Source organism: Corallococcus macrosporus DSM 14697, assembly GCF_002305895.1.
Lineage (GTDB): Bacteria > Myxococcota > Myxococcia > Myxococcales > Myxococcaceae > Myxococcus > Myxococcus macrosporus.
The window spans coordinates 1,148,305-1,160,846 of sequence record NZ_CP022203.1 but is presented as its reverse complement, the minus strand read 5'-3'; the positions used below and the strand labels follow the sequence as shown (position 1 = coordinate 1,160,846).

Sequence of the window (12,542 nt, the reverse complement as noted above, 5' to 3'; positions counted from 1 at the left end):
GACCCTCACGCGCCGAGGGGGTTTGCCGGCACGCGCCGAGCGGGGATGCTCGCGCCCATGAACGGATTCCACCCCGGCATCTTCGCGGGCGTCTTCGGCGTGGGCTTTGGCATCGCGGGCCTCATCGGCTACGTCCGCTGGACGCGCTGGAAGCAGCAGCTCCAGGTCTGGGAGGAGGTCGCCGCGCAGCGCGGCTGGCGGTTCCAGTCCACGCCCGGCTTCCTCTACTCCGCGGGGACGCTCCAGTTGAAGGGCACCCATGCCGGCCGCTCCCTCATCGTGGAGACCGAGCACCGGGGCACGGGCAAGAGCTTCAACATCTTCACCATCGTCCGGCACGAGCTGGGCGACGCCGTCCGGAGCGCCACCCCATGAGCCTCGAGTCACTGCTCCCCATGGTCCTCGCCGCCATCGCGCTGGTGCTGGTCGTCACCGCCTATTGGATGCGCCACCAGCGCCGGCACCGAGCCTGGAGACAATTCGCGGCCCTTCACGACTGGAGCTGCATCTACTCCCTGGGGACATGGGAGGTCGCAGGACTCCACCGGGGACGGCAGTTCCGCATGCGCACGGAGCGTCACCAGAGCAATGGACCTGGCCAACCTCATACCTATCTCTGCACGGTGGTGAGGTTGGAGTTCGGCCAGGCGCTACCTCCGGATGTGCGCATCCGTCCCGAGGGCATCGCCGACAAGCTCCTCAAGGTGATTGGCCAGCGGGACGAGGACGTCGGCGACGCGAAGCTGGATGCCCTCCTCACCCTGGAGTACCTGTCCGACGAAACCCGAGACATCCTTCGAGCGCCGGGGGTGCGGCAGCAGCTCATGACGCTCTGCCGCCGGTTCACGGACTTCACCATCGAGGGCGCGCGCCTCACTGCGATGAAGCGCGGCATGCCCGACAGCGTCGAAGCGCTGGAGTCCCTGGTGGCTCCAGCGCTTCTGCTGAGTGACGCCCTGCACGAGGTGGCCGGGGAGGCCCACGGGCGCGGCGCCGGCCAGCCCTCGTCAGTGGCGACGTGAGCGCCGCCGCTGAAGCGCGAGCCACGCGAGCGCCCCCCAGGCCAACGGCGCCAGCGGCATCGCGTTGCAGCCGCAGCCACCCGGTCCGGGCGGCGGCGGCCGGGTGCCCCCATCCGCTCCCGCGTCCGTGCCGGCGTCGGTCCCCGCATCCGCGCCGGCATCCGGCTGCAGCGGCTCACAGGGGACCTCTCCCACACACACCGTCGCCTCGGCGGAGCCCTGCTGCCCGGTCGAATCCACCACCACGAAGCGGACGCGGTGCCAGCCGGGCGTCAGGTCCGTGGTGTCCCAGCGGTTGTGCTCGCCGCCGTAGTGGAAGTGGTTCCCGGTCTGCACGTCGGTGTAGCGCGGCACGTCGTCCACATAGAACTCCGCGTGCGTGCAGCCCACGTCGTCCACGCAGTCGCCGTAGAACTCCGCCGTGGCGCCCGACACGCGCTCACCGTCCTCGGGGCGCGTGAGGATGGCGGTGGGAGGTGCATCCGGGCTGACGGTGAGGGTGAAGGTCTGCGTCGCGTCCGGAGCCTCGCCGTTGCTCACGTACACGGTGACGGCCACCTCGCCCGCCTCGGTGGGCGCCCAGGTGAGGACGCCCGTGGCGGCATCGAGGTCCATGCCCTCCACCGGGTCCACCAGCGCATACACGGGCGCGGGCCGGGCCCTCGCATGCACCTCGTACCGGTACGGATTGCCCACCACGGCGGTGGTCACCGGCTCGGAGAGGATGACGGGAGGCAGCGGGTCCGTGTCCTGCTCGAAGACCTCCACCTCGCGCGCGTCCAGTCCGGGCGAGGCCACCGTGATGATGGCCGTCCCATCCTGGTTGTCCGCGTCCCGCGCGACGGCCAGGGTGACGTCCTTGGGCGTGCTCCAGTCAGAGGTGCTGAAGGTCAGCGTCTCCCCGGCCTGGACCGTGACGTCCGCGTCCCCGCGGGTCCGCGCCACGTTCACCGTGACGTTGCGCTGGGGCCGCTGCGAGAGCGACACGCCGAAGGTCGCCGTCCCGCCCTCCTCGACACTCATTTGAGCGGCCGTCAGCACCAGGCGCGGCGAGTTGTTGTCGATGGTGGTGGCCACCACCGGCACCTCTTGCAGCCCCTCCGCCACCACCATGAACGTGGCGACATCCGGCGTCGCGTCCGAGTCCACCGCCGCGGTGAGCGTCACCACCTGGGGCACGCTCCAATTGGACGCGGTGAAGGTGAGCGCCGCGCCGCTGACGAGGCTCAGGTCCTCTGAGCCGCCCATCGCGCGAGACACCTGGACGGAGACCTCGGAGGCCGGCGCTTCCGCCAGGCGCACGGTGAAGGCGGCGCGCCCGCCCTCCTCGACGCGCGGATGCAGCCCGGACACCACCAGCTTCTGGCCCGGCGCCTCGGGGGTGATGCGCCGCAGGGTGCCGCCCGTCACGCCAATGGTGTATAGCGCCCCATCCGGGCCCACCGACACGTCCACCTGCGAGCTGAAGCCCGTGGCCCACGCGTCCACCGTGGCCACCGAGTTGTCCGCGTCCAGCGTGACGCGCGTGAGCTGACCGGCGTTGTAGTCACCAAAGAAGAAGTCGTCCTGGTACGTCTCGTCGAACAGGGTGGCATCGTAGAAGGTGCCCCCGGTGATGGAGCCACCCAGCGCCTGCGTCGTGGCCGTCCCCCCGCCGCTCGTGGCGTCGGGCAGTGAAGGCTGCGCCACCGTGAAGGTCGTGGACGAGGGCACGCTGGCCACCCGCAACGGGCCATTGAAGCTCGGGTCCGCCACACCGCTGAGCGTGAGCAGCTCGCCCTTGCGGAAGCCATGGTCTCCAGAGGTGGCGAAGGTGGCCACTCCGGCGCTGCGCGAGGCGCCGTTGCCCGGGACGACGTTGCGGGTGTCGACGCCGTTGGTGCGGTACTTCACGGCAGGCGTGATGTAGTCGTTTCCGCTGGGCTGGTTGTTCTCGTAGTTGCTGTAGCCGGCATGGCCCCTGCTGGGCACGACGAAGACCTGCTCGTAGCCGGTGCCCACGCTGTTCACCCACAACTGGCCCGTGGCGGGCTGGAAGGTGAAGGTGAAGGGATTGCGGAAGCCACGCGCCCAGATGTACTCGTTGTTGGGGCCCACGCCGTCGTTGAACGGGTTGTCGTTGGCCGGTGTGCCATCCAGGTTCGCGCGGCTCACCTTGGACGCCATCGACGTCAGGTCCGCGTTCACCCCCGTGCCATTGCCCAGGTCGCCAATGGCCCAGTACAGCTTCCCGTCCGGACCGAAGCCAATGGCGCCGCCGTCATGGTTCGCCCCCTGCGTGGGCAGCCGATTGACGACGACGGTGCGCGCCGTGCCCGTCCCGTTCGCATCCGTGTAGCGGACAATCTGCTGCTCCGACGCGGAGACGGTGACGAAGAAGTAGACGTAGCGGTTGACCACGTAGTTCGGGTCGAACGCGATGCCGATGAGTCCGCACTCGCTGTGGGTGTGGACGGAGAGCTCCGTCGCGAACACCCGCGTCACCAGCGTGTTGTTCCCCGGCTGCGTTTCAGGCTCGCCGTCCTTCAGCGACACCACCCGCACCTCGCCCGTCTTGCGGATGATGAACAGGCGGCCCGAGCCATCCGGGGCCCAGGCCATCCCCGTCGCCTGGGTGAGGGTATTCGAGGTGTAAGGTGTCTCCACGAAGCCCGTGGGCACCGCGGCCAGGGCTGGCGACGACAGCCCCAGCCACCCAAGCAACATCAGAGTCGAGCGCATGGTCCGCGACGATAGCGCAGTCGCGGCATCACCCCGTGGCGGCCAACGTCTTTTCAAACAGCGCGCGGACCTCGGCGGCCAGCGCCTGGGAGTCGGGGCCGAAGGACTCGGGCGGCAGCGCCGGGAGCACCCGCACGCGGATGGAGGCGCGCGGACTCATCCAGGGGCCGTCTCCGTCCAGCAGCTCGGGCGTGCCCTCCACCACGATGGGCACCACCGGCACGTGCTCCTCCACCGCGAGCTGGAAGGCGCCGCGCTTGAAGGGCAGCAACTGTCCTCCCTTGGAGTACGTCCCTTCCGGGAAGATGAGCACCGGCATGCCGCGGCGCAGCCAGCGCCGGCACGGGTCCAGGAGTTGGTGCATCGCGGTGGACGAGCCGCGGACGATGGGCACGTAGGCCAGCAGCGTCATCATCCACCCCACCAGCGGCAGCGAGAACAGCGACGCCTTCGCCACGAACTTGTAGGGATGGAACAGGCCCATGACGGCGAGGATGTCCGCCGCGGACTGATGGTTGACCACCATCACACAGGGCCCGGCTGGAATGAGCTCACGGCCCTCGATGCGCGTGCGCCAGCCCGGCGATGCGTGCAGCCACAGGCCGTAACACCAACGGCAGACCAACGCGTGCAGGAGCCGCCGGTCCCGGTCGAACGGGTACGTGACGACGAGCAGCAACGCGCCCAGGGTGAACAGCACCGGCGCGGTGAGCAGGAAGACGACCCAGAACCAGAGCGTGACGGCGTACTTCATGGCGAGGGCCCAGGCATACCACCTTCCGGCCCAGGGAATGCCCAGCCGTTGACGCCGGCCCGCCGCCAGCCAGCCGCTCCCCTCCCATGCGGCCAGCCAGTCCGGAGGTCGCGACGTCAGACAGGCCTCAGCGGATGGCCCCGCCGTTCCATGTCCGGGGCGCCGCGGCTGCCATAAGGGCGGAGCGCCCATGCGTCTCATCGACCCCGCGCTCCGAGCCGCCCGGCTCGTCCACACCCTGGTCCCCTGCGGCCAGCTCCGCACGGCGCGGCTGCTGCTGGAGCTCAACGGGCACGCGCCGCTGGAGGTCCACCGCAGGCTGTTCGGTTACGACTTGTCGTTGAAGGCCCACCGCGACACGACGCACCTGCTGCTGTACCTCCAGGGTGAGTCCTTCCTGTCGGACGTGGCGCTCATCGCGCCCCACCTGCGGCCGGGCATGGTGGCCTTCGACGTCGGCGCCAACCTCGGCGGCATGTCCCTGTACCTGCGCAGCCGCATCGGCCCGCTGGGGCAGCTCTTCAGCTTCGAGCCAGCGCCGGAGAACTTCGCGGAGCTTGAAGCCAACCTCCGGAACAACCACCTGCGCAACTGCCAGGCCCTCCAGGCCGCGGTGGGCGCACAGGAGGGCGTCATCCGCTTCCCCGCCGGTCTCAACGGGAACCTCCCCGATGACGGCGAGGAGGGAACCCGCGTCCCCGTCGTCACCGTGGACGGGTTCATCCAGCAGCAGGGCCTGCCGCGCGTGGACTTCGTGAAGGTCGACGTGGGGGGCGCCGAAGAGGACGTGCTCGCGGGCATGCGGGCCACGCTCGACGGTCCGGACAAGCCCATCCTCTCCATCGAGGTCCAGGGGCGGGGTGGGGCTCCGCGGGCCGACCCTCGCCGCGTCTGCGAGGTGCTGGAAACGCACTACCGGACCCTCCGCGCCTATGTGGCCCCCGCCGACTTCAAGGCGAAGCAGCACTGCCTGCGCCGGCTGTGGAGCCAGGTGTCGCCCTTCGAGGACCTGGAGCAGGCCTGCCGCGTGGACCTGCGCGAGGTGAAGCAGCACGACACGCGGCGCTACCAGTTGCTCTGCCTGCCATGAGACGCGCGGCCGTGTCCCCATGAGGCCCAGACGTCGGACGGGCGTCACTGCCCGCAGTCTCACTTGCCCGGCGGCCACGCGGACGGCGTAAGGTGCCCGCCGGACCCAACCCGGAGGGAGGCAGCGGAATGGACGCGCATCAGGGCCTGCACATCGAGACCCATCCCCGTGAAGGAGACCCGCTGCTTCGTGCCCGGCGGCCCGACCCGTGCGCGCTGGTGCTGTTCGGCGCCACCGGCGACCTGGCCCAGCGCAAGCTGTTCCCGGCCCTCTTCGAGCTGGCCCGCGACCACCTGCTGCCGGAGAGCTTCGCCGTCGTCGCCTTCAGCCGCTCCGAGGGCGACACCGAGGCCTTCCGCCAGCAGGTGAAGGCATCCCTCCAGAAGTTCGCCCGCACCCAGCCCCTGGACGAGGCCATCTGGAAGGACTTCGCCCCGCGACTGGAGCTCATCTCCGGCGGCTATGACGACCCGAAGTCCTTCGCGCGCCTGCGCGAGGAGCTGGACCGGGTGGCCCAGAAGCTCGGCACGCAGGGCAACCAGTTCTATTACCTGGCCACGCCCGCCTCCACCTTCCCCCAAATCCTGCATGGCCTGGCGGACTCGGGCCTGCTGAAGCGCCAGGAGCAGGCCGACCAGAAGCCGTGGCAGCGGCTCATCATCGAGAAGCCCTTCGGCCGCGACCTGGAGAGCGCCCGCGCGCTCAACCGCGAGCTGGCCTCGGTGCTGGATGAGCGGCAGATATTTCGCATCGACCACTACCTGGGCAAGGAGACGGTCCAGAACATCCTCGTCTTCCGCTTCGCCAACGCCATCTTCGAGCCGCTGTGGAACCGGCAGCACATCGACCACGTGGAAATCACCGCGGCGGAGACGCTGGCCGTGGAGGGCCGCGCCGGCTTCTACGACGAGACGGGCGTCATCCGGGACATGGTGCAGAACCACCTGCTCCAGGTGCTCGCGCTGTGCGCCATGGAGCCCCCGGTGTCCTTCGGCGCCGAGGACATCCGCGACGAGAAGAACAAGGTCTTCCGCGCGCTGCGCCCGCTGGAGGGCCGCGAGGTGTCCCGGGCGGTGGTGGTGGGCCAGTACGAGGGCTACCTCCAGGCGAAGGGCGTGAAGGAGGGCTCGCGCACGCCGACCTACGTCGCCATGAAGATGAACATCGACAACTGGCGCTGGGCGGGCGTGCCCTTCTATCTGCGCGCGGGGAAGAACCTGAAGCGGCGCGTGACGGAGGTGTCCATCCACTTCAAGTCGGTGCCCATCAGCCTCTTCTCCGGTGAGGGCGCCACCTGTCAGCGGCTGCAGCCCAACGTGCTCACGCTGCGCATCCAGCCCCAGGAAGGCATCGCCCTCTCCTTCGAGTCCAAGGTCCCCGGCGAGGACGTCAACATCGCGGGCGTCACCATGGACTTCAACTACCAGGAGACCTTCCAGCGCCCCGTGCCCGAGGCCTACGAGCGCCTGCTGCTGGACTGCATGCGCGGCAACGCCACGCTCTACGCGCGGCAGGACAGCGTGGAGCAGGCGTGGACCTACGTGACGCCCATCCTCCAGGCCCTGGAGTCCGGCGAGGGCGGCCCCGCGCACCCCTACAAGCCGGGCAGCGCGGGTCCGGATGCCGCCGCCGCGCTGCTGGCCCGGGATGGCCGCCGGTGGACCGGCCTGTGAGCACCCCGCGCACGCACGTCGTGCCCACCGAGTCCCTGCCCCGCGAGGCCGCGCTGTGGCTGGCGCGCGCGCTCCAGGACACGCTCGCCACCCGGCCTCGGGCCAGCCTGGCCTTGTCCGGCGGAAGCACGCCGGGCCCCGCGTACCGGGCGCTGGCGGCGCAGGTGCTCCCCTGGGAGCGGGTGGACATCTACTTCGTGGACGAGCGCTTCGTGCCGCCCGACCACGCGGACAGCAACTACCGGCTGGTGGAGGACACGCTGCTGCGTCCCCTGCGGCTGCCGCCCTCGCATGTGTTCCGGATGGAGGGCGAGCGTGAGGACCGGGACGCCGCCGCGAGGGACTACGCGGCGAAGCTGCCCCCGGTGCTGGATGTGGTGCTGTTGGGCATGGGAGAGGACGGGCACACGGCCAGCCTCTTCCCGGGCCACCCCGCGCTGGACGAGGCCGAGCAGCGCGTCCTGGCGGTGGTGGGGCCCAAGCCGCCGCCCTGGCGGATGACGTTGACGCTGCCGGTGTTGCGGTCCGCGCGGCACGTGCTGACCCTGGTGTCGGGGGCGGGCAAGCGGGACACGGTGCGCCGGGCGCTGGCGGGGGATGAGCGCCTCCCCATTGCCCGGGTGACGAATTCGGAGTGGATGTTGGGGCTCCCTGTCGCGAACCTTCCAGGAGGAATCAACGATGAGTGAGGCAGCGGGCGCGCAGTTTGGCGTGGCGGGTATGGGCGTCATGGGGGCGAGCCTCGCCCTCAACATCGCGGACCACGGCTTCCGGGTGGCGGTGTGGGACCGGCACTCGGAGCGCATCGACGAGATGCACCGCAAGCACGGCCACCCCGAAATCTGGGGCACGCCGTCGCTGGAGGCCTTCGTCCAGCGACTGGAGCGTCCGCGCCGGGTGCTGCTGATGGTGACGGCGGGCGCGGCGGTGGACTCCATGGTGGAGCGCCTGCTGCCGCTGCTGGCCGAAGGCGACGTCATCATGGACGCCGGCAACTCGTGGTTCCTGGACACGCGCCGCCGCGAGGAGCAGTGCAAGGCCAGGGGCATCCACTTCCTGGGCGTCGGTGTGTCCGGCGGTGAGGAGGGCGCGCGCAACGGCCCCTCCATCATGCCAGGCGGCGCCCCCGCGGCGTACGAGCTGGTGCGGCCGGTGTTCGAGGCCATCGCGGCGACGACGGACCTGGGCCCCTGCGTCACCTACGTGGGGCAGGACGGCGCCGGGCACTTCGTGAAGATGGTGCACAACGGCATCGAGTACGCGGACATGCAGCTCCTCGCGGAGACGTACGACGTGCTGCGCCGCGGGCTCGGGCTGGAGGCGGACGCGCTGGCGGACCTGCTGTCCCAGTGGGACCACGGCATCGCCGGCTCGTTCCTGCTTGAGACGACCATCAAGGTGCTGCGGCAGAAGGATCCGGAGACGGGCCGGCCGCTGGTGGACCTGGTGTTGGACAAGGCGGGCCAGAAGGGCACGGGCAAGTGGACGGTGCAGGTGGCGTTGGACCTGGCCGTCCCGATTCCCTCCATCGCCGCGTCGCTGGACGCGCGCATCCTGTCGTCCATGAAGGATGAACGCGTGGCCGCCGCGCCGAAGCTGAAGGGCCCGGCGGTGCAGCTCAGCAAGGACGAGCAGGCGCAGCTCGCGGCCTGGACGCATGACGCGCTCTACGCGGCGCGCGTGGTGACGTACGCGCAGGGCATGCGGCTCATCCAGGCGGCGTCCCAGGAGTATCAGTGGAACATCCACCTGGCGGAGCTGGCGCGCATCTGGCGGGGGGGCTGCATCATCCGCGCGAAGCTGCTCACGCCGCTGCGCGAGGCCTTCCAGCAGCAGCCGGCGCTGCCCAACCTGGTCGTGTCCGACGCCTTCGCCCCCGTGCTGGAGCGCATGGCGCCCGCGTGGCGGCAGGTGGTGGGCGTGGCCACGCGCGTGGGCATCCCCGTGCCGGTGTTCAGCGCCTCGCTGGCGTACCTGGACAGCTACCGCACCGCGGAGCTGCCGCAGAACCTCACCCAGGCGCAGCGTGACGCCTTTGGCGCGCACACGTATCAGCGCAAGGACCGGCCCGAGGCGGGCTTCGTCCACACGGAGTGGGGCAAGTAGTCAAAGGCCCCGTGCTTCCCGGGCGCGCGTCAGCGCGTCTGGGATTGCCGACGCTGACCTCCCGAGCGCGCATCAAGGCGCTCGGGACGGCATCTCAGGGCCCGGTATCTCCCAGGCGCGCTCGTCAGGGCGCCTGGGATGGCTTCCGCGGAAGGGCCTCGGTCAGCACCGCGCCGGTGCCGCCATCATCGGAGACCGAGCAGATGAGCGTCCGGCTCGCCAACGCATATCCCCGCACGTAGGAGCGCGTGGCGACGCAGAGCGAGACCACGCCGCTCGCCGCGCCGACGTCCCCGAACGCGATGGCGGGAATCACCAGCCGGCTCCCTGAGAAGTCGACCTGTTCCTGGAGGAGCTGCTGAGCATGGCCCCAGACACGCGCCCTCCATTCCTCGCCGTTGAGGTCCACGAGGATGTCTCCCCGGAACGGCTCGCGGACTCCGGCGGCCTCCAGCGTTCGCTGAATGCTTGAGGCGAGCTGGCGGCCCCACGTGGGGGCCCACTGACTTCGGGAGAGGACAGGCGCCTCCTCAGCTTCGGCTGAAGGCGCTTCGGGTGCGTCCTGGACCGCGGCGGCCAGGATGCGTGACTCAGCCCGAGCCCCCCGCTGCTCCGCGAGCGAGGCCCGCTCCACCAGCACACAGGCCGCGGACTCGCTGGGGCACAGGCCCACGGGGCGCTCGGACGTCTTGAGCCGCCCTTCGCGGACGAGGAGGTTGATGCTGGGGCGGTCCAACCAGGAATCGGTGCCCAGGATGAGGACGCGCTCCATGCGGCCGCGCGTGAAGAGCGCTTCGGCCCGCTGCACCGCCGTCGCCACGCCATGGGGCCCGCCGGGGATGAAGCCACCTGGAATCATCTGGAGCGGGAGTTGCGTCAGGCGCGCGAGCAGGTCCGCGCAGTAGGTCTCCAGCAAGGCGGGGACCTCGGGTTCCGGCCAGAAGAAGCGCTCGAACAGGAGCGGAGGCAGGACCCAGGCGACGCCCGTCGTCTGCCAGAAGCGCGCGTCCTCACGGCCCGGCAACTGGCCGTAGTCCACCAGGTCCTCCAGGGCCGTGACGGCCATGCGGACCCAGGTGCCCGACTGGATGAAGCCATTCGTGAAGCCCTCGATGGGCGCTCCCGAGACGGGCGCCTCGAGTTCGGCTTCGTCATAGGCAACAGCCTGCGTCAGAGGATGGCGCCACGTCAGGCCGGCGCGCTGCGCGGCGCAGTTCGTGACCACGTCGAAACCCAGACTGGACACCATGCCCAGACCACTGATGACGATTCCCGTTGCTGGAGGCATCAGCGCTTCGGCTTCTTGAAGGAGCTGAAGGGCTCAGGGACACGCCAACTGTCCGGGTCGGGCAGCTTGCGCAGGTGGAACCTCCGCGCGACGCCGGGCGCCAGCGGATGGTCCGGCGCCACGGTGAGTCCGGCACGCTGGGCCAGCTCGATGTAGGCCAGAATCTCGGTGGAGACGTGCGCGGTGGTGGCGGCCTCGTCGGGATTCTGCGTCTCCTCCCGGCGCGCCTTGTCGTGGGCCTTGCGCTTCTGTTCAATGAGCGCTTCGAGGCCCTCGTCGAACCGCTTCTGGTCCTTGTCGATGAGTCCCCAGCAGACGTCGAGATGCGGGTCGGGGTTCTCCTCGGTCAGCTTGGCGAAGAGCTCCAGGTCTGGCAGCAGCTCCTCGCGCGGGACGTTGCCGAAGAAGAACGCCATGGGCAGCCACACGGCGAAGAAGTCCTCTTCGTATTCGCGCGTGGTGTCGGGCTTGCGTGGGCACAGCGTGGCCATGGCCCGCGCGGCCTCATCGTCCCGGCAGGCGACGGCGTCGAAGAAGGGCTCGGCCTTCGAGGTGAGCTTCTCTCCATCGGGCGCGGTCGTGAGGAAGTGCAGGAAGGCGCGAGCGCTCTTGAACAGGTATGCGTAGAACGGCGCCGGGTCGCTGGTGGCCAGGAGCGAGCCCGTCGCGATGCGCCGGTGCAGCAGGCAGATGTACGCGTAGTTCTGCAGCGCGGGAGGCGCGGCGATGACGCGCGGAAGCAGTTCCTCCAGCGCGGTGCCTGAGTTCTTGATGGCGATGGGGAGGAAGTTCGGCTTCATGTCGTCAGCGAAGGTGAGTGGCCTGATGACCATTCTACGCCAGGGTCCGTCATGCGTCTCTGGCATTGGCCTCATCCCCTTGACCCTCCCGGATGCGTCCGGGACACTCGATGGCGCAGGCACCCTTCAGCTCGGGACCAGGCCATGTCGAAGAAGAAGAAGGACACGGGGCATTTCGGGGACGCGGAGCTCAACGACCTCCACCTCATCGTGAAGAACACGACCGAGGGTGGCGCTTGCCTCACCGGCCACACGGGCGACTTCTCCGACTTCAAGAACAAGGTTTCCTGCAATTACCGGTATCAGGCCTATGAGCAGGCGGACACGCACGGGGAAATCAAGGAGCGGCTGCACCGCTACAACGAGCACCCGCCGGAGCGGCGCCTCCAAACCTCGGCCTACCGGGCGAACAAGGGCGGCATGACACCCGACCGCTACTGCGCCCACCTGGACATCCCGGAGCCGGGCGACTGGGACATCGGAGGGCCTCGGCGCGCCATCAAGCGCAAGACCTTCGCCAAGGGCAAGGTCCGTATTCCGGCGGGCTACAACTTTACTCAGGACACCTGGCCGTACTGGAACAACGCCCACCACCTGATTCCGAAGGGCACGCTGGACTCGGTCATCCAAGAGCAAGAAGCCAAGGTCAGCAACATGATCCAGAAGGCACTGCTCAAGGCGAAATACAACATCAATCACAAGAAGAACATGTTGATGATTCCGCAGGATCGCGAGGTCGCTGCGCTGCTCAACCTACCACGTCATATCCAACTGAAGGACGACGATACGAAGTCGCTGCCGGCGTCATGCACGAACCACCCCATCTACAATCTTCTGGTGAGCGAAATGACTGATGGGTTGAGCTCTATCGTCGACGACTACAAAAAGATCTGCGTCCAGGCGGCAGACCGAGAGGAACACGAAATTCCAGACGTAGAGCTCGACAAGGCTCGCCTGGAGAGGCTCTCAACGAAACTCCTTGAAATCATCCTCTCATGGGGTCGCCCCGAGGGAGCGGGCCCGTCTCTAGACAAAAAAGCGAACAAAGCAATTCAGTCAGACCTATAAACAGCCCCTCCTCAAGGAGT

General features: G+C 69.0%; 11 protein-coding genes. 7 read left to right on the top strand and 4 right to left on the bottom strand.

The annotated features are described in order from the left end of the window. Positions 1 to 57 precede the first annotated feature (57 nt). Positions 58 to 375 (top strand): hypothetical protein, encoded by a 318-nt coding sequence (locus tag MYMAC_RS04950; protein WP_013935871.1) that lies wholly within the window; start codon positions 58 to 60, stop codon positions 373 to 375. Continuing rightward, positions 372 to 1,022: a hypothetical protein gene (locus MYMAC_RS04945; RefSeq protein ID WP_095957243.1), complete on the top strand. Its 651-nt coding sequence runs from the start codon at positions 372 to 374 to the stop codon at positions 1,020 to 1,022. Before MYMAC_RS04950 ends, MYMAC_RS04945 begins: the two co-directional genes overlap by 4 nt. Here MYMAC_RS04945 and MYMAC_RS04940 read toward each other — a convergent pair. Continuing rightward, positions 1,008 to 3,743, bottom strand: a complete 2,736-nt coding sequence (locus tag MYMAC_RS04940) for a PQQ-dependent sugar dehydrogenase (RefSeq protein ID WP_095957242.1) — start codon at positions 3,741 to 3,743, stop codon at positions 1,008 to 1,010. The genes MYMAC_RS04945 and MYMAC_RS04940 overlap by 15 nt on opposite strands. A 28-nt stretch (positions 3,744 to 3,771) precedes the next feature. Continuing rightward, on the bottom strand, positions 3,772 to 4,497 hold the full coding sequence (locus MYMAC_RS04935; RefSeq protein WP_013935874.1) for a lysophospholipid acyltransferase family protein: 726 nt from the start codon (positions 4,495 to 4,497) through the stop codon (positions 3,772 to 3,774). Between the two features lie 190 nt (positions 4,498 to 4,687). Here MYMAC_RS04935 and MYMAC_RS04930 point away from each other — a divergent pair, with 190 nt between their 5' ends. From MYMAC_RS04930 to gndA, 4 genes are all read left to right on the top strand, one after another. Beyond that, a complete protein-coding gene (locus tag MYMAC_RS04930; RefSeq protein ID WP_095957241.1) occupies positions 4,688 to 5,587 on the top strand; it encodes an FkbM family methyltransferase in 900 nt (299 codons plus the stop codon). Positions 5,588 to 5,715: 128 nt separating this feature from the next. After that, positions 5,716 to 7,260 carry a glucose-6-phosphate dehydrogenase gene (gene zwf, locus MYMAC_RS04925; RefSeq protein WP_095957240.1) on the top strand — a complete coding sequence of 515 codons (1,545 nt, stop codon included), beginning with the start codon at positions 5,716 to 5,718 and terminating at the stop codon, positions 7,258 to 7,260. After that, positions 7,257 to 7,949 carry a 6-phosphogluconolactonase gene (gene pgl / locus MYMAC_RS04920; protein WP_043709225.1) on the top strand — a complete coding sequence of 231 codons (693 nt, stop codon included), beginning with the start codon at positions 7,257 to 7,259 and terminating at the stop codon, positions 7,947 to 7,949. Before zwf ends, pgl begins: the two co-directional genes overlap by 4 nt. Next, a complete protein-coding gene (gndA, locus tag MYMAC_RS04915) occupies positions 7,942 to 9,366 on the top strand; it encodes an NADP-dependent phosphogluconate dehydrogenase (protein WP_095957239.1) in 1,425 nt (474 codons plus the stop codon). The genes pgl and gndA overlap by 8 nt, the downstream gene beginning before the upstream one ends. 124 nt (positions 9,367 to 9,490) lie before the next feature. Here gndA and MYMAC_RS04910 read toward each other — a convergent pair whose 3' ends face one another. Together MYMAC_RS04910 and MYMAC_RS04905 are read right to left on the bottom strand one after the other, a co-directional pair. Continuing rightward, positions 9,491 to 10,654, bottom strand: a complete 1,164-nt coding sequence (locus MYMAC_RS04910) for a hypothetical protein (protein WP_157757450.1) — start codon at positions 10,652 to 10,654, stop codon at positions 9,491 to 9,493. Beyond that, complete coding sequence (locus MYMAC_RS04905; RefSeq protein WP_157757449.1) at positions 10,654 to 11,454, bottom strand: Imm49 family immunity protein; 801 nt, start codon at positions 11,452 to 11,454, stop codon at positions 10,654 to 10,656. The genes MYMAC_RS04910 and MYMAC_RS04905 overlap by 1 nt, the downstream gene beginning before the upstream one ends. A 144-nt stretch (positions 11,455 to 11,598) precedes the next feature. On the opposite strand from MYMAC_RS04905, the gene MYMAC_RS04900 reads away from it, so the two are divergent. Further along, positions 11,599 to 12,522, top strand: a complete 924-nt coding sequence (locus MYMAC_RS04900; RefSeq protein WP_239989357.1) for an AHH domain-containing protein — start codon at positions 11,599 to 11,601, stop codon at positions 12,520 to 12,522. The last annotated feature ends 20 nt before the right edge of the window (positions 12,523 to 12,542 follow it).

What these genes read in the sequence shown, in the direction of transcription:
- MYMAC_RS04950 (WP_013935871.1), top strand. Translation starts at nt 58, where the DNA reads ATGAACGGATTCCACCCCGGCATCTTCGCGGGCGTCTTCGGCGTGGGC.
- MYMAC_RS04945 (WP_095957243.1), top strand. Translation starts at nt 372, where the DNA reads ATGAGCCTCGAGTCACTGCTCCCCATGGTCCTCGCCGCCATCGCGCTG.
- MYMAC_RS04940 (WP_095957242.1), bottom strand. Translation starts at nt 3,743, where the DNA reads ATGCGCTCGACTCTGATGTTGCTTGGGTGGCTGGGGCTGTCGTCGCCA.
- MYMAC_RS04935 (WP_013935874.1), bottom strand. Translation starts at nt 4,497, where the DNA reads ATGAAGTACGCCGTCACGCTCTGGTTCTGGGTCGTCTTCCTGCTCACC.
- MYMAC_RS04930 (WP_095957241.1), top strand. Translation starts at nt 4,688, where the DNA reads ATGCGTCTCATCGACCCCGCGCTCCGAGCCGCCCGGCTCGTCCACACC.
- zwf (WP_095957240.1), top strand. Translation starts at nt 5,716, where the DNA reads ATGGACGCGCATCAGGGCCTGCACATCGAGACCCATCCCCGTGAAGGA.
- gndA (WP_095957239.1), top strand. Translation starts at nt 7,942, where the DNA reads ATGAGTGAGGCAGCGGGCGCGCAGTTTGGCGTGGCGGGTATGGGCGTC.
- MYMAC_RS04910 (WP_157757450.1), bottom strand. Translation starts at nt 10,654, where the DNA reads ATGCCTCCAGCAACGGGAATCGTCATCAGTGGTCTGGGCATGGTGTCC.
- MYMAC_RS04905 (WP_157757449.1), bottom strand. Translation starts at nt 11,454, where the DNA reads ATGAAGCCGAACTTCCTCCCCATCGCCATCAAGAACTCAGGCACCGCG.
- MYMAC_RS04900 (WP_239989357.1), top strand. Translation starts at nt 11,599, where the DNA reads ATGTCGAAGAAGAAGAAGGACACGGGGCATTTCGGGGACGCGGAGCTC.